Genomic DNA, 23,821 nt, shown 5'->3' on the forward strand with positions numbered 1-23,821 from the left:
AATTCCTTTCTTAAGTAACCATTCTCAAATTTAATTAATTATCGTATCCTTCATAAATTGCATCATTTATTTGATTTTGTATTTTTTTATCATCAGGTACAGGTTTCCACCAATTTCCTGTAATAAATAACATAGTTAATAAATTATAACTATCACTAAAATAGCTTTCTCTCTTATTCTTCATCCAATCCCAACCGCTATTTACCCACTTTTGATTATTGCTACTCGTTATACTTGCAGCAATAAACGGTGAAACAAATACAGCAGTTGAATAACTACCAATATTAGATCCATTTAATTGATAACCATCCACAATTTTAGAAGGATTTCCATTCGTTTTATTTTGAATCCATGAAGAGACTTTATCAGAAATGACTTTACTTCTTTTCTCGCCGTACATCGCATAGTCCATTACAATTCTCAATGGTACCCGACTAGCATTGTAATAATATGCATTTGTATATTCTGACTCCTCTAAGAAGTCTTTAGGTGCGGGTTGTGGTGGGTTTTTTACAACGAAATCTGAAATAAGTCCTGTATTTGGAGAGTACTTATTACTAAATTGCGTATAAACATCGTACAAATTATTAATAACAGTAAGCCAAGTTTTATCACCTGTAAATTCATAAAATGCTCTAAGGTGTGACATCATCCAATCAGATGGCCTCGTATCAAGTGAATTTTTAGAATCCCAATCTCCTAAATTTAGTCGGCTATTATTTGTAACATTACTAGCTTTAATACCTTTTGTAATCATGTCTTGTGCTTCTTTTAAATAATTAACTGTTCCATTTGATCCCCACTGCTTATGAGCAAGAAGAAGAGAATACGCAATATCTAAATCCCCATCAGTAGCAGAATCAAAATGACCTTGTGCTTTTTTACTATCTGCGACAACCCATCCCATTAAATTAGGATTTTGAGAGCTTTTAAAAGTTCTTGCTGTTTTAAATAAACCATCATAGATTTTTTGGGCATTCGAATCGTAACCAGCCATTAATACTGTAATTATCATCCCATACCCTTGACCTTCTGAAGTTCCAAGTGGCTTAAACCCATCCGCATCACCCGTAATCTCTCCTTTTACGTAATAACCACCAGGTAAAGAAGATAAATCATTTTTCAAATATTTCTTTTTCCAATTATCGTAGTAACTTCTTACAGAAGCATTTAAACTTTCCTGTGTAACATGAGTAGGTTTTATAACACCTGCATAATTAACTTGCTGGGGAAATGGTTTCATTTCCTTTGCAGCAGCTACTTGTTGATTAACTACGGGAATAGAATTTTGTACTGAATTGTCCGTTACATTTGCTGCGAAACTAAAACTAGAAAAACTAGCTAGACCGATTCCTATAATAGAAATACATGTGAAAATATTTCTTTTTCCATTCATTATGTTGTCATCTCCTTTTAAAATGCTTACTACATAAAATGTAACATACAATATTTAACTGAAATACAAAATATTATATTTATCAACATAAGAAAGAAACTATATGAAAAAGTATCATAAAATTATTATTGAATTACGTTATACGGATTGATTATTTGCTAAATTCCTATGTTTTTCTTTTCTTAATACTGGTATATGAGCAATCACGATACCAAGTATAGTAATCCCTCCGCCAATTATCGAAACTAAAGTTGGCACTTCTCCTAACCATAACCAAGCAATAAAACATGCAGTTACTGGGGTTAAATATAGAGAGCTTGTTGCCTCAGCAGCACCAGCATGAGATATGATATAGGCCAATGCGATATATGGGAGTACTGTTGGAAATAAGCCTAAATATAAAACACTCACATTCACTTCAAGAGGAGCTGCTAGTATTTCTTGATACATTCCCGGTAAGAAAATAAGCATACATACAGTACTAGATAAAATTGTATATATGGTAAATGGTAAGAAGCCGTACTTTTTTAAGTAAGAAGTTTGAAAAACAAAATATAGGCTTTCTGAAATCGCTGCTAATAATATAAATAATCCCCCACTATTCAATTGAATAGCATCTCCTTGACTAAATGATATGAGAGCAATTCCTATAAAACTAATTACACCACCGATCCAACCATTTAATTTCATTTTTTCGTTTAAAAATATAGAAGCAAGAATTGCCGTTACTATAGGTGTGACCGAAACAATTAAACTTGCAGAACCAGCATTTACTGTTTTTTCGCCGTAGTTTAATGCAATGTGATAAAAAGTGAATCCTAAAGCACCGAACATAAAAATTGCTGGGATATCCTTTAAATCCGGTAGCCGTAACTTGTAGATAAAAGAAAACAACAGAAGTATAAATGAAGCGATTAATAAGCGTAGTAAAGTAAGATGCTCAGGTGTATAAGATTCAAGCCCCATACGAATTGCCGGAAAAGCAGTTCCCCATATAAGAATCGTAAACGCGTGTGCATATATAATGCGTAAATCCCATTTTTTATTATGCATGTTTTCTCTCCCTTTCTAATAAACCAACCATTTTTAAATTACCAATTATTTCTTTTCATCATATTTAATAGTTGATACAATGTCTTCAACCAGTTATTTATCGTAAAAACCAACCACTTGGCATTTTTAAATTGAACGAGGGAGTTTTTTTATGACAACGAATAAAAAACTGCCTAAATATCGGCAGATAGTAGATTATATGAAAGAAAAAATCGAAAACGGAGAATGGCCGATCGGAAGTAAGATCCCTAGTCAAAGGCAGTTAGCAAAATTATTTCATGTAAATCGAAGTACTGTAATAACTGCGCTCGATGAACTTATGGCAGATGGCTTAATTCAAGGGAAAATCGGAGCAGGAACAGTTGTAACAAATAATACATGGTCATTATTAGCGACGAATCCCCCGCCTGATTGGAGTGAATATGTAAAAGCTGGTATTCATAAACCTAGCAAGTTAATGGTACGAGAAATAAATGAAGCAGAAGCAAATAAAACACTTATCCATCTTAGTAAAGGTGAACTTGCACCTCAAATTTTCCCGCTAAAAACGATGCAGTCCATTATGAAAAACGTAAGTGACGAATTAGATTATTTCGGATACGAAGAACAAAAAGGTTTTTTACCGTTACGTGAGGCAATAAGTAACTACGTAAAATCATTCGGAATACATGTATCACCGGGTTCTATATTAATCGTCTCTGGTGCATTACAAGCATTGCAATTAATATCAATTGGTCTTTTGCATAGAGAATCAACTGTTTTACTTGAACAACCTTCTTACTTATATTCACTTCATGTATTTCAATCAGCAAATATAAATTTATCTGGTATAGCTATGGATCATCACGGTATTTTACCTAACGAATTATTAAAACGCATTAAATACAGTCAAAAGAAAAACATTTTATATTCTATTCCTAGTTTTCAAAACCCAACTGGGATATTAATGTCTCAAGAACGAAGAAAAGAAATAATAAAGATATGTGAAAAGGAACAGTTACCTATTATTGAAGATGATATTTATCGTGAGTTATGGATTGATGAACCCCCTCCAGCTCCTTTAAAATCAATAGATAAACATGGACATGTATTATATGTTGGTAGTCTATCTAAAACACTTAGCCCAGGACTTAGAATTGGATGGATTATTGGACCTGAACCAGTTATTGAAAGATTGTCAGATATAAAAATGCAAACAGACTATGGATCGAGTTCGTTATCCCAAAGAGTTGCTGCTGAATGGATAAAAAAAGGTTTTTATGAAGAACATGTTGCAAACGTAAGAATTCAACTAAAAGAACGAAGACAAATCATGATACGGGCTTTAAATAAGTATTGTGCAGATATTGCCACTTGGGATATTCCTAACGGCGGATTCTTTATATGGCTTAAGGTTGTACCTAGCATTCCGATGAAGAAATTATTTTCAGAGGCACTATCAAAGGGAATTCTTTTAAATCCAGGACGTATTTATGAAGAAGAATCAGAACCGTACATTCGTTTATCATATGGATATGCTTCTCCAGAACAAATGACTCACGGGGTTAAATTGCTGAGTGAATTAATCCGTAAGCTAATGGCATAATAAAAACTCCTCTTTTTCTATAGAGGAGTTTTTATGTATCTTATTTACCACAACCGCATTTCCTGCCCCAACACAATAAGTCCTTCATAAGGATCTCCTTCAATGTTTAATACTTGAGCAAAAGCAGGTTCTGTTTTTATACCGTTCTCTTTCAAGCGAAGAATTTCTTCCCTTATATGTGGATGCTGCATTAATAGCATGTGCTCTACTATCATATGTCTATATGCATTTTGGTTACGCACTGGCTTAGGCTGAGCAAATAATTCAAATTCAAAACCTTCGAATTCAAAATTTACCTTTATCGATTCAGTACCTTTCATTTTTTTCTTTTTTATATTGAACCCTCTATAAGAACCATATAAAGATCTCATTTCCTGCTCAAAAACATCAAAGTTATGTACTTCCATTACTATATCTAAGTCAGATTGGAGAGTATCAATTCTTATAGGGATTGTCCCGCAAAGAACGGGACTATACAAAGCTAAATCCTCCATTATGTTTAGTTTATTTAAAACATCATATACCTTTTGTTGTTTGTCATTCCCTGATTGTAAATATGTAATAGATGTAAACATGGAAGTCTCTCCTTCATTTCACGTAATACGTGGCTCACTAAAATCAAGAAAAATTTGTCCGTTTAAATTTGTTCTAGGATTACCTTTATTTCAATATATTAAGGCCAACAAACAATATGTTTCAACTTTTCTCCTATACTGCAATACTATAAAAATAAAAAAGGAGGAATTATTATGAGCATTTTTAACATTCTTTTAACCATACACATACTATTTGGAACAATATGCTTAATCACTGGTATTGTAGCGATGGTTGCTCAAAAGAAGAAAGGAAAACATACTGAATGGGGCGAGATATATCATGCATCCTATGTTGTCATTACCCTTACGGCAATAATATTATCCATTATCAACTGGGATAAAATCGCATATTTATTTTATGTAGCAATCTTCTCTTATTCATTTGCAATTTATGGATACCTCGCACGAAAAAAACGTTGGAAAAATTGGCTCCATCACCACATTAGAGGTATGTTAGGTTCTTATATAGGTGCAGTCACCGCACTTTTAGTAAATGTCGGCATCCATATTCCCATTATAAATTTACTTCCGCCAATATGGTTTTGGTTTTTACCCACATTAATTGGTATCCCCCTCGTAGCCAGTGTATCAAAAAAATATAAAAAGCGTAGTTAAAATTAATTACATTTTGATTACTTTCTGATTATTAGAATGAAAAATTATACTCTATATATTACGAATGATATTATGAGCACTCGTCCTATGAACATCTATAATAAAATGCCGCCCAACAGGACGGCTCTTATTTTTACTTTACAAATGTAACATATTCACCAGAAACCCATTGATTTCCACCAACATTATACCAACCATCTTTATATCCAAACGATTGATATTTTGCACCTTGGTACACATTTTTCACAATACCGTAATTTGTTCCTGGTCCGGTACGAACACGCAATACATCCGCTATTATAGTAACTACGCCTACACCATCGTTTGATGATTGTGAAGTTGCGGGTACATTTCCTCCCGTATAACGAATATATGATGGATCGTTATAAATCCACTGATCGCCACCTAAATTTAACCAGCCATTTGATTGCCCAAATACTTTGTAGGACTCTCCTTTCCCTAATTGGCGAATAACACCATATCCAGTACCAGGTCCTTTTCGTAAATTTACATTGCTACCGTTAATATAAGCTACCCCTACACCATCATTCGTTGGAGGAGGAGTCGCTACGTTTTGAGAACCTTTTCCAAAAGTATCCGTTCCATACCCTTTGTAGTTATATTGCAAATGCGGACTATCCACAAATCCTTTCCAGTCACCGCCCCATTCAAAGCCAATTTGTTTAGCATAACGAATTGCTGATGCCCACGGTTCTTTATTATAGCTATTCCAATCTTCTGTACCATTCGACTGAATTGGAACAAAATCTAATGCTTGTCCTACTAAGTGATATGAGCGCATCGTTTGCGATGCTCCTTTACGAACATATTCACGTTGTCGCTCGACCGTACGGATTGTTTCGTAAATTAACACTTCAATACCATTGTCAATGCAGTACTGATACCACTTAAAAGCGGCAGCTTTCGTATTATCCGCTAATTTATTCAGATTACTTACATTTCTATTGTGATATTTCAATATGCAACATCTCCTTTTCTATTATCATATGCAAAATTCGTCTCATGGGTTGTACATATACCTAGAACGATATGAAGTACAAATACATAAGAAGCCAATTCATCTAAAAAGGTTTTCACTTCTAGCTTCAAACTTTGTAAACTGAAATCAAAGCAATAAAAAACCACAACCTAGGTCTTCCAGTTGCGGTTTTTGGTATTTTCTTTTGATATGATACATGCCTTCTTGCATTGATAATCCTAGTATACAGGTTGTGTAAATTTTCCCTTTATGAATAACACTACTTATTCATGATTTTTCAAATCCAATATTGAATGTAAATGATCTGGATAATTGGTAAACATCCCGTCGACTCCCCATGCAAGTAACTTTTTCATATCATTTTCATTATCTACTGTAAATGGATGAACTTCTAATCCACTTTTCTTTATTTTCTTTACATAATCTGAATCGATATATTTGTAATTCATACCAAGACCTATGCAGTACATTTTATACTTTTCTATCTCTAATTTTGTTAATTGAACTGCTTTTTTATAAGGTAATAATTGTACTATGGATATATTACTATTTAAGCTATGAATCTTTTGTAGACTTTCTTCACTAAACGATTGAATAATAACTTTATCCTGTATTTCGTAGTAATTAATAATTTCTAATAATTTTTCTTCCATTCCTAAATATTCATCAGGTGATTTTGTTTCGATATAATAGTTCGCGTTATGCCCAAACGTTTCAATAATTTCTTTTAATGTTGGGACTTTAGCATTTTCAAATTCTTTCTTTGCTAAGTTCGGATATTTTTCATTAAAAAAAGAACCTGCATTTAGTTGCTTTATTTCTTCTAATGTATGCTCTTTCACTAGCCCAGTACCATTTGTTGTACGATTTAAGGTTTCGTCATGCATAGCCACTAAATGTCCATCTTTTGTCATTTGGAGGTCAATTTCTATATAATCTCCATTCATTTGTTGTCCTAATTTATATGCTGCTATTGTATGTTCAGGTGCGTACGCAGAAGCACCTCTATGTGCGATATTTTTTATATGATTTGATTGATTAATAGCTTTAGTATACTTATGTTCATTTATTTTCTGAAAAACAAAGATACTTATTACTATAAAGGCACAAATTATTGTAACAAGATATATCTTTTTCATAACGATTTATAAGCTCCTATATAAAGACGATTTAACTAGAATGATTTACTCAATTAAATGTCGATTTTCCAATACAGTCATTTTACCGATAGCTTGAAATCCCGATTTTTTATAAATATTGATTCCATCGTGTGAAGCTTGTAATACACAATAAGTATTTTTAAATTTTTGTGCTTCTTGCAGAAGGAAATTGAACATAGTAGATCCGAATCCTCGTCCTCTCATTTCTTCTTTAGTTGCTATGTCATAAATACCAATACTATCTTTTGAACATATCAATGAACCAACAGTTACGACTTCACCTTCATAAAATCCTAAAAATAGTTTCATATTCTCACTGTTCCATAAATCAAGATTAGAAATTTGATTATAGAATGCTTGTACATGTATACCTTCTTCTGATGTGCCGAATAGATTAGCTAATGTTTCTCCAAATTTTTTTATTTTTCCAGATGAAGATGCTTCTTGAATTGTAAAACTTACTGGCATGTTTATTGGTGGAGAAATTGTTTCTAAGTCTGCTACCATCGCAATATTCTGTTCCGCTTCTTTTAAACCGATTTTAATTAACTCGCTTTTTATATCTCGCTCTTGCTCCTCATCCCATAACCAAATACTCATTGGAAATTTTTTTTGATTATAGTAGAATACCTCCTTATATAATTTCTCAATCCCTTCCGTTAAATTATTATTTAGTAGAGTAATAACATTGAATGTATCGGCAGGTAATCCGCAATCAACAGAAATATAATCTTTCGTTTCTTTTACACTCATTCCGGGCACAAATTGCGCAACATATGAAGTTTTAAACACAAAGTTATCTATTAGTAATTGTTTATAATTCATCAATAGTTCTCCTTTTCATAAAAAGTACTACTCGAATCCTTCTATATTAAATATAACATATTAGAAATTTACCTTTTTCTATAAAAAGTACTTCTTTAAATTGTGCTCTATAGTTTAAAATAATTAAAAATGATATAACGTTGTCGGAATGAAAAAAGTGGTATATAATAAATATTAACATTACTAGTAATTATTTTAGGTATTCCTAGAATAAAGGAGCGATACATATGAAAATTACTATTTATTTCGGAAGTCATGAAGATCAAGATGTTCGTACTATGGACTGTCATTTAGATGTAGAAGATACAGAAGAGATTGTTTCTGTATCATAATATAAATAGTTAGGATAAACCCTATTCCTTACAGCGTTTAAGGCACCTTTTATAAGGTGTCTTTTTTGTTATATTTTCATCAAAAACCCTTTACTTTATAGCGTTTTAATAGTAAAATATAAACATGCGAACAAATGTTCTTTTTATTTTAAACGTACATGAAGGGATGATTTTAACAATGGCTCCATTAAAGCGCAGAGGAAGAAAAAAGCAAGCACCTATTATTTCAAATACAGGCTTTATCGGCTCTGTCTTTATTGATACATTGGAGTTACAAAAGAAATCCTATTATTTCGCTCGTAAAAAACTTCAAATTGTTCATCACGTATTAGATGGTCTCTCTGGAGCAACAAGTGCTTTATTTAAAGAACATAACATTTCAGCATACATGTCATGTGTGTATTTACATAAACAAAAGAAAATTGGTTTTGTTCTTTCAACGAAACCATTTGAACAAAGTGATGGCGTTGCTTATTTTGTAAATTATTTAATCGAAAAGAATTTTTACGGCGACCATGACGAAGATGTAGAATATCAAGAAGTATTTAATACAGGTTTTATCGGTGTAGTATTCGCTGATTTGTCTAGTATAGATCGCTTTAATTTCGAGTTTGAAATGGGTATGCTAACGAAATTAATGAAAGATATGATTATTCCGGTTAAAGAACTCTTTTTACGCCATAATGTACCGGCTTACATCTCCACTTCTCATTTAGAAGAACAAAACAAATTAGGTTTCGTTCTCTCTGTAAAGCCATATGATGAACGCGCTGAAGCTGATTTATATTTTGAAGCGTATTTAAAAGAACGAGGATTATTTATTGGTGATGAAGAAGATGATATTGATAAAATTGTTATTAGAAAAACAGCTGAATTACGATAGAAAAGCGCAGGATGCTGATCCTGCGCTTTTTAAGTTACGTTAAACACTATAATCTTTTGAATGAATTTCTAAATTTAACTTATTTGTTAAAATTTTATTCAAAGTAAAAAATACAATCCCCCCTGCAATGGGAAGCGTGTAGGCTGGAATGAAATTTAATAATAGTCCTGATATTGCAAGTGCTATTGGCTGCATTATTTTACCTAAGCTTAATCCAATACTAAGAACTCTTCCTCTATATTCTTCAGGAATCTCATTTTGCATGAAATACATTAAAGGAATATCAATTTGTGCTATCATAAACCCTAAAAAGAACATAATCATGCAATACGTAGTAACATATACCAAATTATTTACTACAATAGATTTAAATAAAACAGGTATTCCTGAAACTATCATAAAAATTGCCAACATAAAACTTATTTTTTTCAATAGATAAGAATAAGAAAAACAATCAGTTATCTTTTTTACTAATATTGCACCAACTATCATACCTATCGGAAAAGTCCCTTGAATCATACCAAATTGCTTAGAACTAAGATTGAGAACTGTGTTAATAATGTATGGCAACGGAACAGTTACAGCAAAGCCTAAAAAGAAATTAAGTGAAATTAAAATACTAAAAGTATTTTTTAAGCTTTTCCGCTCCAATAAGTAAGAGTATCCCTCCTTTATATCTTCAATAAAATTAATTTCTCTAATTGAACATTCCTCATTTATGTTTTGCTCGCACAATTTAAAGTTTATAAACAATATGGATATAGCCGAAAGGATAAATGAAATACCGTTAATAATTATAAAAGTTTTCATATCAAAGACTGCAAAAACAATGCCCCCTAACATAGGCCCTAAAATTAAAGATATAGAATCGATAATTTTACTTATAGAATTAATACTCATTAACCGTTCTTTAGTAACCATATTCGGTTTTACGGCCTCTAATCCTATTCCAAAAAACGTTGTAAATACTGTCATAAGAAAGGTAGTAGTATAAATGATGAATAAGTTTAATCCATAATAGCTGCTTAATATATAAACAGTTATTAATAATAATCCGCTTAGTAAATCCATACAAATAACCAGTTTCTTTTTATCAACCTTATCAGCAATGACACCGGCAAATGGATTCATAACAATCATTGGAATCGTTCCTAATATGAGCGAAATTGCAAAATTTAACGCAGATCCGGTTATTTGTAAAACATACAATCCTAATGCAAAACTATAAATAGAGCTACCAAATAGTGATACTGTTTTTGCAATTGAATATAAACTAATATTTCTTAATTCTTGATTGCTTTTTTTATTTTCTATATGTAATCGTAAACTTCCCATCACTTTTCCCCCTGCCTAACTTTGTGTTACGTACATTGTAAGTTCTTGGGTCAACCCAATAGCAATATGTACTATTTGAAAAGTTTTAAGGGAAAATAAATAAAAGATGGGGTTAACCCCATCTTTTTCCGAAAAATGAATATGTATAAATTTCTTCTCCTTGAACAAAGAAATCCTCGTACCTTCCCCCTCGTATCAAATAATTTGAAGTACTTTCATCAATAGATTGAAACTGTAAATTTTCGATTTCTTTTGTTACTTTTGCAGATGTAAAATTCTCTCTGAGTCTAGGTGCAATTTGGCTATTTATACTAAATTTATTAAATAAAATAAATGAACTTAATAAATAACAATTGTGTTTAAAAAGGGAATTTAATTCACACAATAAGAACTCCTCATATTCAAAACTATAATTACTTGTACCTGATTGATCGATTACAATATCAACAGAATTATTCTGAATAGGTATGTTTAGAAAGTCGGCACAGATAAATACAATATTTCTTTTCACATTTCTTCTCTCAATTACATCTTTTAAAAGTAAAAGTTTATTCAAATCTCGATCAACAGCAATATATAAACACTCTTCCGGTAGTTCTTCATAAATATTTCGTAAAAAGAACCCAATACCAGACCCTAAATCAAGTAGTATTTTTTCATTTAAATCTAATTGCATTAGTTTCTTTTTCGCCCATTCTCCTCCTCTTTGAACATTTTCCAAAAAAGCAGTATCAGTTTCATGAATATAATCCGAAATAGAATCTTCAAGTGATTTCTTTTCATACGCTTTCACTGAGTTGCCAGCTGTTAAAACCCCTGAAATAATCGTGTATTCTTCACCACAATTACAAATTAACTTTCCCTCAATAATTTGATTCTTATTAATAATGCCATCTTCAAGAATTAAATTTCCGTTACACTTAACACATTTAAATAAATGAAGTACTTTTAAATCTACCCCTAAAATTGAACTCGAAATTTCAGTTTCTATAGATAAATTATGTAACGCTTCCTTTAATTTGCATTTTCGTTCCTCTAAAGTTTTTATTTCTTGTTCAATCTTTTCATATTTTACTTTAAATAAAGATTGATAAAAATTATCCTTTTCATAGTCTAAGGATTTCCCTAAATTTTTATAAAGAAACAGTTCTTTAATTTCATACAAGCTAAACCCTAGCCATTTGTACTCTAATATAAGTTCTATATCCTTTTGACAATACTCGTCAAAAAAATAGTGACTTCCTTTTTTCTCGGGAATAACGAGTCCGAGGTCCATATAATGTCTAATCGTATCTACACTTACATTATTTACTTCTGCAAACTTACTGATTTTCATCCTAATCACTACCATTTATATATTTGTTTATACATACTTCTTTATTATTTTAAAAAATCCTTTCATCTGCCTATACAAAATTATTTATGCTATGAAAAAGATGTAATTAATTTTAAAGTTTCGCCACATACCCATTAAGCTAAGCTTATATAAGTTTAGCTACTCTTTTTTAATCTTGAATTTAAAAAAGAGTAGCAGGTAGTACGTTTATGTCTATATATCTAAAAACTGTGAGTTCATGGATGAATTTAAAACTGCGGCGTAAGTACTGCAGTTTCTTCCTTTTTCATTGAGTTGAAATATGTAAAGTTACGTACTTTAACTGTAGCGGACTTGTATTACGCGTTCATATAAATTTTATAGACGTTAAGGATTTTGTTTTATGGGAAGTGTTCTTGCTATGGAATCGGAATTGTAAATATAGATGAACGTGATTCAAATCAAAAAAAGGTACTCCTAGAAGTACCTTTTTAACTATTCTATATGTGCGAACGTTTTCAAAAATTATTGGATATAAATTGACGTACGCATTGTATTAAATGGCGCGTTTATAGATGTTTTTTGGTATTCAAATGTTCCTTGTTGATGTCCAGACGCATCCCATTTGTAATACCAGCCAACGATTGGTTTTCCGCCGATTATTGTGGATCCAATACTTTTTACATTAGAACCATTCATTTTAGTAAACGGATTTTGACCGTATCCCATCTCTTTCGTTGTAATATATAAGTATTTTCCCCCGTGGTTACGTGTTGTGCTAAAGCTGTTTTGGTTAATTGTTTCTACTCCGCCCAGCTCAGACTCTACTTGTACGACGTTTAGTGAAGTAAGTGGTGCTGCTGGTCCAGCTGAAGCTTCTGTTGCCATCCCTAATCCGACGAACGCTGTGATTGCTAACGATGAAATCCCTAGTGCTGCTTTTTTAAACATAAAAAACATCCCCTTCCATCTATTGTTTTCTCTTTCATTGTCAATATAATCCTAATAATCTTATATGTAAATAGATTGTAACTGTAGAAATAAAAGGTAGAATATTCTGATTTATTAGCATTTAAAAATATGACTTCAACTTTTTTCGTTAAAGATAGTCATCAATCTCTAACTACCTAATGACCTCAAATAAACGCTATTCAAGTCATTTTAAGAGGTACAAAAGACCTTATAGTATATAAGGTCTTTCCCAACACTCTGAAAAAACCCGTGAATGATTCACGGGTTTTACTTTAATAACTAATTGCTATTGTTCCCTCACCTGCATGAACCGCAAATGAAATTGGTAATGGATATAATTTGAAATCCATTTCGGGGAATGCTTGTTTAATATCTGCAATCCATTCTTCCGCTCCAGCTTTATCGTTAGCATGGAACATATGAAGTACTTTTGGTAATTCTTTTTCAAGTTCATTTTTAATATATTCTCGACATTTTTGGATTTTACGAACTTTCTTTTCAAGTAAAAGCTCTCCACCTTTTACTTCTAGTATTAAGTTCACACTTAATAAACTTCCAAGTAAAAATTGAATACCCTTTACACGACCACTCGCATATAAACCTTTTAAACTCTTTGGGAATACATGAAAAGGTCTTCTTTTTTCATCTACTAATGTTTTGTGTATATCTTGTAAAGTCATACCATCATTGTATAACGATTTCGCTTTTCTAATTAATTCATCCATTGGATAACTTGTTGTTTCACTGTCTAATACAGTTAATGGAAAACCTGCCATTTCTGCAGCTAACTTCATATTTTGATAGGTTCCACTTACTTTTCCGCTAATAGCAACTGCAAATCCTTCTTCATATTCTTCTTTGCATTTTGTAAACAACTCTACCATTTCCCCAATATTAGGTTGTGAAGTAGTGACTGTTTTACCTTCGTTTAACGCATTATAAACCCGTTCACGTACACCTTCTTCACAATCTTTGTACGAAGTTCCATCAATAATAACTTCGATTGGGATAACAAAGTTATCTCCTTCTGTTTTAAAATTCGCAGTTGTACTATCAGTAATCCAAGCAACACGCTTCATGTTGTTCCTCCCTTAATTCAATTCCTCTTTTCTAATTTTTCTATATATTTATGTTATAAAAAGAGAATATCCCTGTAATAGTAACAGGACTTTATTATTTTGGCTATAGTAGATGTATATTAAATGTGACTATTTCTTGTCTATTCCACAAATAAAAAAGAAAATCAAGGAATTTGCTCGATTTTCTTCTTATTCATATACTATTTAAAAGTTTCATTATCTAAAATTACAACATAATCATTCGTTAATCTTCCTGCCTCTTTTGTATAACTAACAAGCCTTTGTATATTATCACAGCAAATTTTTGCTCCCCATACGAGTAACGGTACGCCAATAAAATCGATATGGAACCTTCTAGAAAACAGACCACCAAAAGTCATTGGTAAAGGTACGGTTGGTGATGTATTAGAAAAAATAATTTTTTCATGACTTTGATAATGTTTTTGCAAGATTTCTCCTAAATGCTTCATCGCTGGTACAACAACTTTTGATGCGCCACATCCAATCGTATATACAGGATGACCGTTTTCGTCTATTCCATGAAAAATAATTTTTCCCATATCTTCTGTTTTCAATTTATTAAAGTAATCTACATTCAAAATTTCTTCTTTTGTTAACTTACGATCCGTTGGTAATTTATTTAAATGATATGCTGCAGCTAGTGATGTTGTATGTGTACCGCCGAAGTCTGTGTAAATGTATATCATATTATCATCCCTTGTTGTAAAAGTTCAATGTTATTTAGTATTACCGTTCGCAACAATGTTAAACAAGGGATGCATGTATTTACGCTTTTTGTGTTAATTCATTATATTTTTTCCAAATATAATAACGTCTACTAATTACGGTGCCTAATGTAATACATAAAAAGGCATTTGTTACAACCATTAGTGTCTGGTGCGTGCTACCAGAAAACATACTTTGTTTAATAATAATTTTTGCTCCTAAAATAACAAGAAGAATTATTGTACTTACCCAATTTCCTTTCCGTAGTACATGACCCGTTTCACTATCTAATCGAAATGTTAAAGCTTTCCCCCGTATAATTCCAATACCTAAGCCAATTCCAAGCATTACAAAAAACAGTAGTCCTTGCAGCAAAGTTATTTGTCCCATACGAATAATGGACTGAACTGTTACAAAGCACAACAAAGCCGGAATGAGCCAAATACGGTTTATTTTCACTTTTCGTTCTTTACTTTGCATCAAAACAATAATAAGAACAACAAGTAAAATATCCATTTAGAATCCTCCTATAAACTTGTTTATCTTTAAAGATTATATTCTCCTCTTTTCATTCCATAATTGAAATACAATAGCTACTTTCAAGTGTAAGATGGAAAATGTGAGTTCTCATCAGCCTTAAGCATTATTTATAAAAATAAAAAGACGTACTTTTTACTCGTACGCTTTTAATAACTCGTTTAAACTCCTATTTATCAACTAATTCCACACCTTTAGAATTAGTTTTACCCAACAATCGAATGTTAAATTTATTAATAGCTTTTAAAAAGATATTATAAATACAATATCCAACAATAGAACCTATAACATTACAGATCACATCATCAATATCAGTAATACGTCCCACTCCACTAAATAAAGACTCAATTAATTGTAGCAATTCAATACTAACTGATATAGCAAATCCTAATAAAATATTATTTTTGAATTTCGTATATTTATCCCATAAGATTGGTGCTGAAAATCCTAAAGGCATTAATAATAAAATATTCCCGCCTACATTTCTTACAATTAGACCAATCATAAACAGGGCATCCCCATCATAAGCACTACCAATTTGATTGATGTCTTTAATAATTGATGCAAATGGTATTATATTGACCGAGCGATTCAGATTTTCAACATTAGAAGGAAAACCAATTGGTAAAGGGAATAAAGTTACTGCAACAACCATACAAATGTAGACCACGAATAAAAAACTTATTATTTCTTTCCACCAAATCACATGTTTTTTATTTTTGGTACCAATTAATATTCCACGTACAATTAAATAACAAATAACCCCTAAAATAATAAACAAACTACCGTTGATCATATACAAATTGCTAACACGCCCTTTCATATGAATGAATAATTAAAATTTACAACTATATAGTAATGTTTTCGAATTCCAAAATCTATATAATTGTATATATTTTTATGAAATTATAAAACCCTTTATTTACTAAATAAAGGGTTTCTCGTTAACTAAAATATTTTTCAAAATAGAAACTATCATGAACCCGTTTAAATTATTTTTGTATCTCTTCTTTAATATCCATATAATTAAAAAGCTCTTTCTATTTCTGTCATTAATTTTTCGGGTCCTGCCCCTTTATTCGATGGAATAACTAAAGTGATTCCTAATTCTGGATATATAGACGAGCGAAAACTGACGCCTGGATCATATCCCATTATATGATATTTGAATACCTTGTTTTCTCGTGTTTCAATCCATATTCCATAGCCGTAAGACTGTTTATCATTTACTTGAATGTGGGGAGTTAAAAGTAACTTTGTATATTCCTTTCCTAAAATTTCATTATTAAATAGTGCCGCCCAAAATTTCAGCATGTCTGGTGCAGTAACATATGCACCTCCATCAGCTCCTCCTTTTATTGGTATAGAGTAGGCGTTTGTTCTCCAATTTTGGTTAGTTTCATCCTTTATATATCCTAGTGCTGTATGTCTTGGTAATCTATCTAAAGAAAAATAGCCAGAATCATTCATACCAATTGGATTAAATATGTTCTTTTCTATATACTCCGTAAATTTAAATCCCGTCTGTTCTTCTATTATTAATCCAAGTATGATAAAACCTGCATTGTTGTAGTGAAACTTACTTCCAGGTGTAAACATCATATTACTGTTTTGGAATAATGGTAAAAAATCTTTTAAGCTCTTTAATAGATACATAGGTGTTTGTTTCCAAAGATCTTCGAAGTTATCCATAATACTTTCATCAAAATAATCTGGTATACCAGCGCTATGCGTTAGTAGTTGATGTATTGTAATATCTTCATCAAAGTTTGGAAATTTTATCTCTAGACAATCTTTTAATTTTGTATGAAAAGAAATAACACCTTTTTCAACAAGTTGACAGATGCCAATTGCAGTGAAAATTTTACATCCTGAGGCAATGCCAAATCTTGTTTGTATCGTATTGCTTATACATTCACTTTGGTTTGCGTAACCCAATGCTTTTTCATAGACTAGGTTTTTTTCTTTTTTTACTAAAACTACTCCAGAGAAATCTATTTCCTTTTGTATTTCTTTTACAATTTTATTAATCTCATCTTTTGTTTTTATCACGACAACCACCCTTATCTTTCCAAATTGTTCTTTCCCCTTATTAATTTTTCCATATAAAGGGGAAAGAACCCTCTTATTGAATACGATAAATTGTTAATGAGAACACAAAGTTTATTTCGAATTTATCCCGCATTAACGGACAGTAAGACCCCCACCTCAAAATTCAGTGGAAGTTAAGCGGGGGATGAACAAAACCCCCACTGATTAAAGTTTCACTTTATTGATTCAGTAGAATACAACTTAGATTGCAATGGGAATAAAGTAAACACACACAATACGATAGTGATAAATAACATTATTAATGACCCTACAATAACTACAAGTTGTATAGAAATGAACTGAGTCGCAACACCAGATAATATTGTAATAAAAATTGTTACTAACGCAATAATAAGCCCATATATACTCCCGATCCGTCCCATCATATGAACAGGGATGTTATTTTGGTAAAATGTATAAAATCCTGTATTTGCATATGCCATCGAAAAAGATAAAATAAAGAATCCAATAGCAGCTATTAAAAATACATTTGAAAAGGCATAAATTAAATAACCAATTGCGATGAATAATGATCCTATTCCAATTAGAAATGAAGGTGCTAATTTCTTTGACAAAATTGTATTTGTTATGGCACCTAATATATAGCCTGCACCAGCTATACTAACTAGAAAACCGTATTCACTATCTGTTAGTAGTAATACCTCTTTCGCAAACGATAGTTCAAGTGAATCAGTAGCAGTTGCTAATACGAACATACTTTGAAATAAGAAATACACATATACGACATACACATGTTTTCTACTAAAATTTATAACAGTGCTCCAATCTTTTTTTAATACTGTAAGGGATAATGTATTACTAGTTGTATCCGAATCTTTTTTCTTATCAAGGTTGGGTAAAAGTAATGTAATTAATCCTGATAAGAGAAATGCTATAGCATTCATATATATAGCGAATTCTGGTGTACCCGCAATTAATAATCCCCCCGCTACTGCTGGTCCAATTAGTGATGCACCAGATCCTATTAAACTACGTAGTGAGTTGAAACGTTGTCTTCGCTCTACTGGAATTAATTTCGTCATATACGTCATAGCAGTTGACTCATAAATTGCACTGGCCATACTTATAAAGAATACGAATACATAAACAATCCAAAGTGACGGAAGTAAAGGTAAAATAGCGATAAATAACGCACGATATATATCGAGGTGAATCATTAACTTCCGTTTATTTAAACGATCAATCATACTCCCAGACCAAGCGTTTGTAAATAAAGTGGCTAATGGTTTTATTACATATAAAGTAGCAACAGCTAAGGCTGAGCCACCCATATTATAGACAAGTACATTCAGTGCTATTAAGTAAATCCATGCCCCTAAATTCGCAATACCAACTCCGGACAATAGTAATAAAGGATATTTCCAATCTTTAAGTAAGTTTTTCATTTTTTGCCCCCGCTTTCCAAATTGTTTTACAACAATAAAAAAATCCCACCCCCAAGACTTTTAATCTTAGGGACGAGATTATCATCGCGGTGCCACCCTAGTTTGTTAATATGTCACCATACTAACCTTATCAGGTACTGCATTCTCATTCATACTTATACCATAGCTCTATAACGGGAGCTCCCGTCACACCACCCCCTTCATAACAAGTTCCGGTGTGCTGCTCAGAGGCTTGATTCAATAAAGAATTTTTACTCCTTTTCAGCTAAATGGAGCTCTCTGTGAAAAATTCATTTTATTTACTATTCTCTTCACTGCATTTGATTTTTTCCATATTATCACAAATTATTTTAACTGTAAATAAAAAATAATCAGATATTTAATAACGTATTATTATTAATTCACTTATTTATTATTTTTTCTAAAAATTACGGTGCGTGAAATTACTTATAACTCTAAAGAAAGAGCCATTTTCATATAGCTCCTTCCAAATACCTGAATTAATTCGTATTCGCCTCTGTTAACGGTTGTAACGGCGGTTCTAATTCTATTTCTAGTGTATCTCCTTCTTGTAAACCTTGTCCTTTTTCAATACTTTGGCTCGTTACATAACCCGTACCAGAAGTTTTCAAATCTAATTTCAAAAGCTTAGAGAAATACATAACATCACGCATGGACCAACCTTTTACATTTGGCATATGTGCGTTATTTCCTAATAAAAATATACGATCTCCTTCACTTATTACCTCGCCAGACTGTGGGTATTGTTTTATTATTTTTCCTTCTCCTAAAATTACCGGCTGTAGCTTCTCTTTTTCTACACTTTTCTCTATTGTATCCATCGATTTATTTACATAATTTTGCACTTTTAATTGAGATTGTTTCGCTGCATCAGCTATTTGTTTTTCTGTATACGGTTTCACTTTTAAATATTCAAGGCTGTTTTTTATAACAGGTTTAAATATTTCAGCAAGAGGCTGAGCTCCATACTCATCTCCTTTTAACTTTGGCTGCTTAATAGCTAAGTATACGATTAACTCCGGATCATCAATTGGAGCCATTCCTAAAAAGGAGAAAATGTAATTCTCTTTCCCTTCCATATATCGGCCGTTTTCAGGATTCGGGATTTGTGCTGTTCCTGTCTTACCTCCAATTGGATAACCATCCACTTTATACATTGTACCAGTTCCTTTTGAAGATGTTATAACACGCTCCATTAAGCTTCTAACCTTGTCCGCTGTTTCTTTTTTTATCGGATTCCCAATTTCTTTCGGTTGATTTTCCATAATAACTTCTTTGTTTGTTGGATTTACAATTTTATCAACGATATATGGTTGCATCATTTTCCCGTCATTTGCTATTGCAGTAGCCGCTTGGATTAATTGAATAGGAGTTACTGTAGAACCTTGGCCGAAAGAAGTTGTAACTTGTTGAATTTGCGTATTTAATAATAAAGTATTTTTACTTTCACCAGGTAAATCTATTCCTGTTTTTTGATTGAATCCAAATTTTTTCATATATTGCTTAAATTTATTTGGTTTCAGTAACTGATCTTCTAAAATAGAGAAAGCTACGTTTGATGACCTTTCAAAACCTTCATCAAACGTAATTGATCCCCATCCAAATCCACCATTATGATCTTTTATATCAGATGAACCCACGGAATATTTTCCAGATTGAAAATATTCTTTTCCGTTATATACACCTTCATTAATGGCAGCTGCTAACGTAAAAACTTTCATTGTTGAACCTGGTTCATATGCATTTGCAATCGGATCATTTAAAAAGTATTCGATATCACCTACATTAGGATTGTAACTAGGTTTACTAGACATTGCTAAAACCTTTCCTGTTTTTGGATCAGCAATAATTCCAATTAACATAGAAGGATCATAATGCTCTTGTGCTTTGTTCATCGCTTCTTCTAAAAAGCTATTAATTTGTTTATCAAGGGTTAAATATACGTTATTCCCATTTTTAGCAGGTTCTACTTTACCTATATCATTCGTAAGCGGAATCCCCCTTCGTGTACCCACATATTCTATATTCCCGTTTGTAGAGCGCAAATATTTATCCAAACTCTTTTCAAGCCCAAACTTTCCTTCTGTATTCCCTTTATCATCTGGTCTAGCAAAACCAAGTATATAGGATGCAAAGTCTTCATTCGGATACACTCTTGCTTTTTCCGTCATAAAAGATACACCTGGTATTTTTAAATCATTAATTTTTTCCTTCGTTTCCCTAGATAAGTTCCGACCAATTTTTCCAATTTCAACTTGTGTACGCCCTTCATGCAAGTTTTTCAATACTTCTTCTTTATCAATTTCAAGCGCATCGGCTAATTGTTGTGCGGTTTCATCTTTATTTTTCACTTTATCTTTTCCTTTTAAATTCACAACAACTCGATACGTTGTAGAATCTTGTACTAACACCTTCCCGGTTTGGTCATAGATAGTGCCACGATTCGCTTCTAAAACACCTTTTTTATTATGTTGTTCATTCGCTAGATCCTTTACATTCACATTATGCACGACTCCTACTGCCTGAATATAGAATATACGCAAAATCATAATAAGAAACAAAACAATAAAAGCAATCATCATATATCGAGCGCCTTTATTCGTTTGGAGTTTTTGCATACTTATCTCCTCTCTTTTGGAATGGATTCGTACGAAGATACGTTTTTAAATTTGTAATTTTTGTTTGCGATATTATATGTTTCGAAGTTTTCTTTTTAATTCCTTTAAAACAATGCAAAACTAACTGTTGTTATTTTGTGTCATTATTTTATATAATTTAAATTCGGTGCGTGAAATTTCAAAATATTAATTAGTACAACTTGATTACAGAGCACTCTAAACTCTTTTCGTATTTCCTATAAAAAAGTTCCCCTCTGGATGTCCAAAGGGGAACTTTTTTATAATACAATTATGCGATATGGTTATATTTCGCTAAGAAAGGAATTCGTCTCGCTACTAATGCATACATTTTGAATACAAGTTTCGCTATTGGTTCAAACATACGTGCACTTTGCATTACTAATGCGCTCATAATAAGTGTTAAGAATGCTGCACCAAGTATATCTAAAGGATAATGAACACCTACGTACATACGTGATATACCGACTAATACTGCCCATAATAGCGCGATATATTTCAGTTTTTCTCCTCTAAGAATAAATACGAAGACGATTGAAAATACAAGTACAGAATGATCGCTAACGAATGATGAATCTGCTGCATGTGGTACTAATTGATGTACATCATGTGATACGAACGGACGCGGATGGTAATATACTGCGTGTATAAGAACATTTACTAATAATGCAAAAATAACCGAAAGCGTCGTATATAAAACTGTATATTGTTTTCTAATTGCCTTATCTTTCTTTCCATTATTAAACCATAAGATAAGCATAAATAAAATGGCTACGTATGCAGCGCTATTTGTAATAGCAACCATTAACGTATCTAATAGTTTGGATGAATCAGCAAAATTATTAAACCACTGAAATACTGTGTAATTCATTAAACTCTCTCCTTACATACAAGTGTTCTTGATTTACACAGTATACAATACCATTATGAAAATAGGCTTAAACTTTTTTCATCTAATTCTCATTTTACTATTATTCATATGACAATTATAAAACAAATTTTATACGCAATTTATGTATAAAGCTGGTAAGCCTTTATAATAAGGCGGTTCGTATTTTTTCATGTTTGGGATACATAACATATTCATTTAAATATACTAATTGCAAAATCATATTTTTTAATTCATTTGAAGTACAATATTTCCGAATTGTTCTCCATGTTCCATACGGCTTAGTGCTCGAATTGCTTCTTCTAACGAGTAAACTTTATCAATAATTGGTTTAATTTGATGTTTTTCTATAAATTTTATCATCTCATTAAATTCCTCACCGCTACCCATGGATGTTCCCATAATATCAATTTGATTGTAAAATAGCGCGCGTAATGGTAATTCAATTTTATCTCCTGAGCTTGCACCAAAATTCACGATTCTTCCATTTGGTTTTAATACATCAAAATATTTCAAAAAAGTTGCCGGACCTATACTATCTATTATTAAATCTACTTTTTCACCTTGTAAGCTCTCTTCCCAATTTCCAGCACTATGAAAAGAAATATCTGCACCATATTTCTCAGCAAGTTCCCTTTTATTCTCTACCCTAGAAGTAACACTCACTTTTGTGCCAATTGCTTTCGCGAATAACATGGCAAATGTAGCAACACCACCGCCTATTCCCGGAATTAAAACGTGTTCGCCGCACTTCAGTCTACCTTTTGTAAAAAGCGCTCTATATGCAGTTAGTGCGGATAAAGATAAAACACCTGATTCTTCCCAAGTAAGATATGAAGGCTTTTCTACTACATTTTCAGCTGGTACAATTACATATTCAGCAAACGTTCCATCTTTCGGTCCACCTAGCACTTCCGGTAACTCCGGTACTTCAGTAGCATGTTCCCATCCAATACTAGGATTAATAATAACTTCTGTATGTAGTTTAATATTTGAAACTCCTTCTCCTATTTCTGTAACAACTCCTGATCCATCTGACCCTATTACTAATGATAGATCCATTTCTTTTCTATTATTTATAATAAATAAATCCCTATGATTTAATCCTGCAGCTTTTAACTTTACTTTTACTTCACCTGCATTAGGACTTATCTCAGGTGAAAATTTATATTCTAATCCCTCTAATCCTTTTTTATATTGATGTACAATAGCTTTCATTGCTTAATTCCCCCTTAATATTTCCAATGTACTCGAAATATCAAAATAAATAAAATAGTTTGCCTCCAATAATTAGAACTTATATATTTTGTCATGAAAAAAACAAAAAATCCCCTCCCTATAAAAAGTATAGGAAGAGGTTTCAAAACTA

21 protein-coding genes and 1 other annotated feature are annotated in these 23,821 nt (G+C 31.9%); of the genes, 3 read left to right on the forward strand and 18 right to left on the reverse strand.

The window, feature by feature from the left end; genetic code table 11:
- Nucleotides 1-34 precede the first annotated feature (34 nt).
- Together MR160_RS04380 and MR160_RS04385 are read right to left on the reverse strand one after the other, a co-directional pair.
- Nucleotides 35-1,396, reverse strand: a complete 1,362-nt coding sequence (locus MR160_RS04380; protein WP_001013608.1) for a family 8 glycosyl hydrolase — start codon at nucleotides 1,394-1,396, stop codon at nucleotides 35-37.
- A gap of 138 nt (nucleotides 1,397-1,534) precedes the next feature.
- On the reverse strand, nucleotides 1,535-2,449 hold the full coding sequence (locus tag MR160_RS04385; protein ID WP_000551631.1) for a DMT family transporter: 915 nt from the start codon (nucleotides 2,447-2,449) through the stop codon (nucleotides 1,535-1,537).
- 151 nt (nucleotides 2,450-2,600) lie between these two features.
- Between MR160_RS04385 and norG the strand changes: the two genes are divergently transcribed.
- A complete protein-coding gene (norG, locus tag MR160_RS04390; RefSeq protein WP_000210495.1) occupies nucleotides 2,601-4,034 on the forward strand; it encodes an efflux pump transcription regulator NorG in 1,434 nt (477 codons plus the stop codon).
- Between the two features lie 44 nt (nucleotides 4,035-4,078).
- Here norG and MR160_RS04395 read toward each other — a convergent pair whose 3' ends face one another.
- Nucleotides 4,079-4,609 (reverse strand): DUF4269 domain-containing protein, encoded by a 531-nt coding sequence (locus MR160_RS04395; RefSeq protein WP_000495184.1) that lies wholly within the window; start codon nucleotides 4,607-4,609, stop codon nucleotides 4,079-4,081.
- 174 nt (nucleotides 4,610-4,783) lie between these two features.
- Here MR160_RS04395 and MR160_RS04400 point away from each other — a divergent pair, with 174 nt between their 5' ends.
- Nucleotides 4,784-5,245, forward strand: a complete 462-nt coding sequence (locus tag MR160_RS04400) for a DUF2306 domain-containing protein (protein WP_000021744.1) — start codon at nucleotides 4,784-4,786, stop codon at nucleotides 5,243-5,245.
- 133 nt (nucleotides 5,246-5,378) lie between these two features.
- Here the strand turns inward: MR160_RS04400 and MR160_RS04405 are convergent, their stop codons facing one another.
- The 3 genes from MR160_RS04405 to MR160_RS04415 all read right to left on the reverse strand — a co-directional run bounded on the left by MR160_RS04405 (nucleotide 5,379) and on the right by MR160_RS04415 (nucleotide 8,230).
- A complete protein-coding gene (locus MR160_RS04405; protein WP_000873744.1) occupies nucleotides 5,379-6,224 on the reverse strand; it encodes a M15 family metallopeptidase in 846 nt (281 codons plus the stop codon).
- A 284-nt stretch (nucleotides 6,225-6,508) separates the two neighbouring features.
- Nucleotides 6,509-7,384, reverse strand: a complete 876-nt coding sequence (locus MR160_RS04410; protein ID WP_000725654.1) for a glycerophosphodiester phosphodiesterase — start codon at nucleotides 7,382-7,384, stop codon at nucleotides 6,509-6,511.
- Between the two features lie 45 nt (nucleotides 7,385-7,429).
- Nucleotides 7,430-8,230 carry a GNAT family N-acetyltransferase gene (locus MR160_RS04415; protein WP_001107084.1) on the reverse strand — a complete coding sequence of 267 codons (801 nt, stop codon included), beginning with the start codon at nucleotides 8,228-8,230 and terminating at the stop codon, nucleotides 7,430-7,432.
- A gap of 510 nt (nucleotides 8,231-8,740) precedes the next feature.
- Between MR160_RS04415 and MR160_RS04420 the strand changes: the two genes are divergently transcribed.
- The gene (locus tag MR160_RS04420; protein WP_000035353.1) at nucleotides 8,741-9,445 is read left to right on the forward strand and encodes a hypothetical protein; all 705 of its coding nucleotides are present in this window, start codon (nucleotides 8,741-8,743) and stop codon (nucleotides 9,443-9,445) included.
- Between the two features lie 39 nt (nucleotides 9,446-9,484).
- On the opposite strand, the gene MR160_RS04425 is transcribed toward MR160_RS04420, so the two are convergent.
- The 12 genes from MR160_RS04425 to MR160_RS04480 form a co-directional block, all read right to left on the reverse strand.
- Nucleotides 9,485-10,780: an MFS transporter gene (locus MR160_RS04425; RefSeq protein WP_000535181.1), complete on the reverse strand. Its 1,296-nt coding sequence runs from the start codon at nucleotides 10,778-10,780 to the stop codon at nucleotides 9,485-9,487.
- A 112-nt stretch (nucleotides 10,781-10,892) separates the two neighbouring features.
- Nucleotides 10,893-12,116 carry a MerR family transcriptional regulator gene (locus MR160_RS04430; RefSeq protein ID WP_000703286.1) on the reverse strand — a complete coding sequence of 408 codons (1,224 nt, stop codon included), beginning with the start codon at nucleotides 12,114-12,116 and terminating at the stop codon, nucleotides 10,893-10,895.
- 504 nt (nucleotides 12,117-12,620) lie between these two features.
- Complete coding sequence (locus tag MR160_RS04435) at nucleotides 12,621-13,046, reverse strand: DUF4879 domain-containing protein (protein ID WP_000472921.1); 426 nt, start codon at nucleotides 13,044-13,046, stop codon at nucleotides 12,621-12,623.
- Between the two features lie 293 nt (nucleotides 13,047-13,339).
- Nucleotides 13,340-14,146, reverse strand: coding sequence for a DegV family protein (locus MR160_RS04440; RefSeq protein ID WP_000831924.1), 807 nt, complete (start codon nucleotides 14,144-14,146; stop codon nucleotides 13,340-13,342).
- A 200-nt stretch (nucleotides 14,147-14,346) separates the two neighbouring features.
- Entirely contained in the window at nucleotides 14,347-14,853 is a 507-nt protein-coding gene (locus MR160_RS04445) for a DUF3189 family protein (protein WP_000639423.1), read from the reverse strand.
- Between the two features lie 79 nt (nucleotides 14,854-14,932).
- A complete protein-coding gene (locus tag MR160_RS04450) occupies nucleotides 14,933-15,388 on the reverse strand; it encodes a DUF1453 family protein (RefSeq protein WP_000353715.1) in 456 nt (151 codons plus the stop codon).
- Nucleotides 15,389-15,578: 190 nt separating this feature from the next.
- The gene (locus MR160_RS04455) at nucleotides 15,579-16,211 is read right to left on the reverse strand and encodes a VanZ family protein (RefSeq protein ID WP_000281840.1); all 633 of its coding nucleotides are present in this window, start codon (nucleotides 16,209-16,211) and stop codon (nucleotides 15,579-15,581) included.
- A gap of 224 nt (nucleotides 16,212-16,435) precedes the next feature.
- On the reverse strand, nucleotides 16,436-17,461 hold the full coding sequence (locus tag MR160_RS04460) for a serine hydrolase domain-containing protein (RefSeq protein ID WP_000598055.1): 1,026 nt from the start codon (nucleotides 17,459-17,461) through the stop codon (nucleotides 16,436-16,438).
- A gap of 212 nt (nucleotides 17,462-17,673) precedes the next feature.
- The gene (locus MR160_RS04465) at nucleotides 17,674-18,906 is read right to left on the reverse strand and encodes an MFS transporter (RefSeq protein ID WP_000793350.1); all 1,233 of its coding nucleotides are present in this window, start codon (nucleotides 18,904-18,906) and stop codon (nucleotides 17,674-17,676) included.
- A 65-nt stretch (nucleotides 18,907-18,971) separates the two neighbouring features.
- Nucleotides 18,972-19,230, reverse strand: a binding site (T-box leader).
- A gap of 176 nt (nucleotides 19,231-19,406) precedes the next feature.
- On the reverse strand, nucleotides 19,407-21,545 hold the full coding sequence (locus MR160_RS04470) for a penicillin-binding protein (RefSeq protein ID WP_001170951.1): 2,139 nt from the start codon (nucleotides 21,543-21,545) through the stop codon (nucleotides 19,407-19,409).
- Between the two features lie 289 nt (nucleotides 21,546-21,834).
- On the reverse strand, nucleotides 21,835-22,434 hold the full coding sequence (locus MR160_RS04475) for an undecaprenyl-diphosphatase (protein ID WP_001110130.1): 600 nt from the start codon (nucleotides 22,432-22,434) through the stop codon (nucleotides 21,835-21,837).
- Between the two features lie 246 nt (nucleotides 22,435-22,680).
- Complete coding sequence (locus MR160_RS04480) at nucleotides 22,681-23,670, reverse strand: zinc-binding dehydrogenase (RefSeq protein ID WP_242297090.1); 990 nt, start codon at nucleotides 23,668-23,670, stop codon at nucleotides 22,681-22,683.
- Between the last annotated feature and the right edge of the window lie 151 nt (nucleotides 23,671-23,821).

The organism is Bacillus cereus group sp. BfR-BA-01382 (genome assembly GCF_022663475.1).
Lineage (GTDB): Bacteria > Bacillota > Bacilli > Bacillales > Bacillaceae_G > Bacillus_A > Bacillus_A thuringiensis_S.

Coding starts and splice junctions, on each gene's coding strand:
- MR160_RS04480 (WP_242297090.1), bottom strand. CDS start 23,670: ATGAAAGCTATTGTACATCAATATAAAAAAGGATTAGAGGGATTAGAA.
- MR160_RS04470 (WP_001170951.1), bottom strand. CDS start 21,545: ATGCAAAAACTCCAAACGAATAAAGGCGCTCGATATATGATGATTGCT.
- MR160_RS04410 (WP_000725654.1), bottom strand. CDS start 7,384: ATGAAAAAGATATATCTTGTTACAATAATTTGTGCCTTTATAGTAATA.
- MR160_RS04395 (WP_000495184.1), bottom strand. CDS start 4,609: ATGTTTACATCTATTACATATTTACAATCAGGGAATGACAAACAACAA.
- MR160_RS04435 (WP_000472921.1), bottom strand. CDS start 13,046: ATGTTTAAAAAAGCAGCACTAGGGATTTCATCGTTAGCAATCACAGCG.
- MR160_RS04465 (WP_000793350.1), bottom strand. CDS start 18,906: ATGAAAAACTTACTTAAAGATTGGAAATATCCTTTATTACTATTGTCC.
- MR160_RS04400 (WP_000021744.1), top strand. CDS start 4,784: ATGAGCATTTTTAACATTCTTTTAACCATACACATACTATTTGGAACA.
- MR160_RS04440 (WP_000831924.1), bottom strand. CDS start 14,146: ATGAAGCGTGTTGCTTGGATTACTGATAGTACAACTGCGAATTTTAAA.
- MR160_RS04450 (WP_000353715.1), bottom strand. CDS start 15,388: ATGGATATTTTACTTGTTGTTCTTATTATTGTTTTGATGCAAAGTAAA.
- MR160_RS04430 (WP_000703286.1), bottom strand. CDS start 12,116: ATGAAAATCAGTAAGTTTGCAGAAGTAAATAATGTAAGTGTAGATACG.
- MR160_RS04475 (WP_001110130.1), bottom strand. CDS start 22,434: ATGAATTACACAGTATTTCAGTGGTTTAATAATTTTGCTGATTCATCC.
- MR160_RS04415 (WP_001107084.1), bottom strand. CDS start 8,230: ATGAATTATAAACAATTACTAATAGATAACTTTGTGTTTAAAACTTCA.
- MR160_RS04445 (WP_000639423.1), bottom strand. CDS start 14,853: ATGATATACATTTACACAGACTTCGGCGGTACACATACAACATCACTA.
- MR160_RS04420 (WP_000035353.1), top strand. CDS start 8,741: ATGGCTCCATTAAAGCGCAGAGGAAGAAAAAAGCAAGCACCTATTATT.
- MR160_RS04385 (WP_000551631.1), bottom strand. CDS start 2,449: ATGCATAATAAAAAATGGGATTTACGCATTATATATGCACACGCGTTT.
- norG (WP_000210495.1), top strand. CDS start 2,601: ATGACAACGAATAAAAAACTGCCTAAATATCGGCAGATAGTAGATTAT.
- MR160_RS04380 (WP_001013608.1), bottom strand. CDS start 1,396: ATGAATGGAAAAAGAAATATTTTCACATGTATTTCTATTATAGGAATC.
- MR160_RS04425 (WP_000535181.1), bottom strand. CDS start 10,780: ATGGGAAGTTTACGATTACATATAGAAAATAAAAAAAGCAATCAAGAA.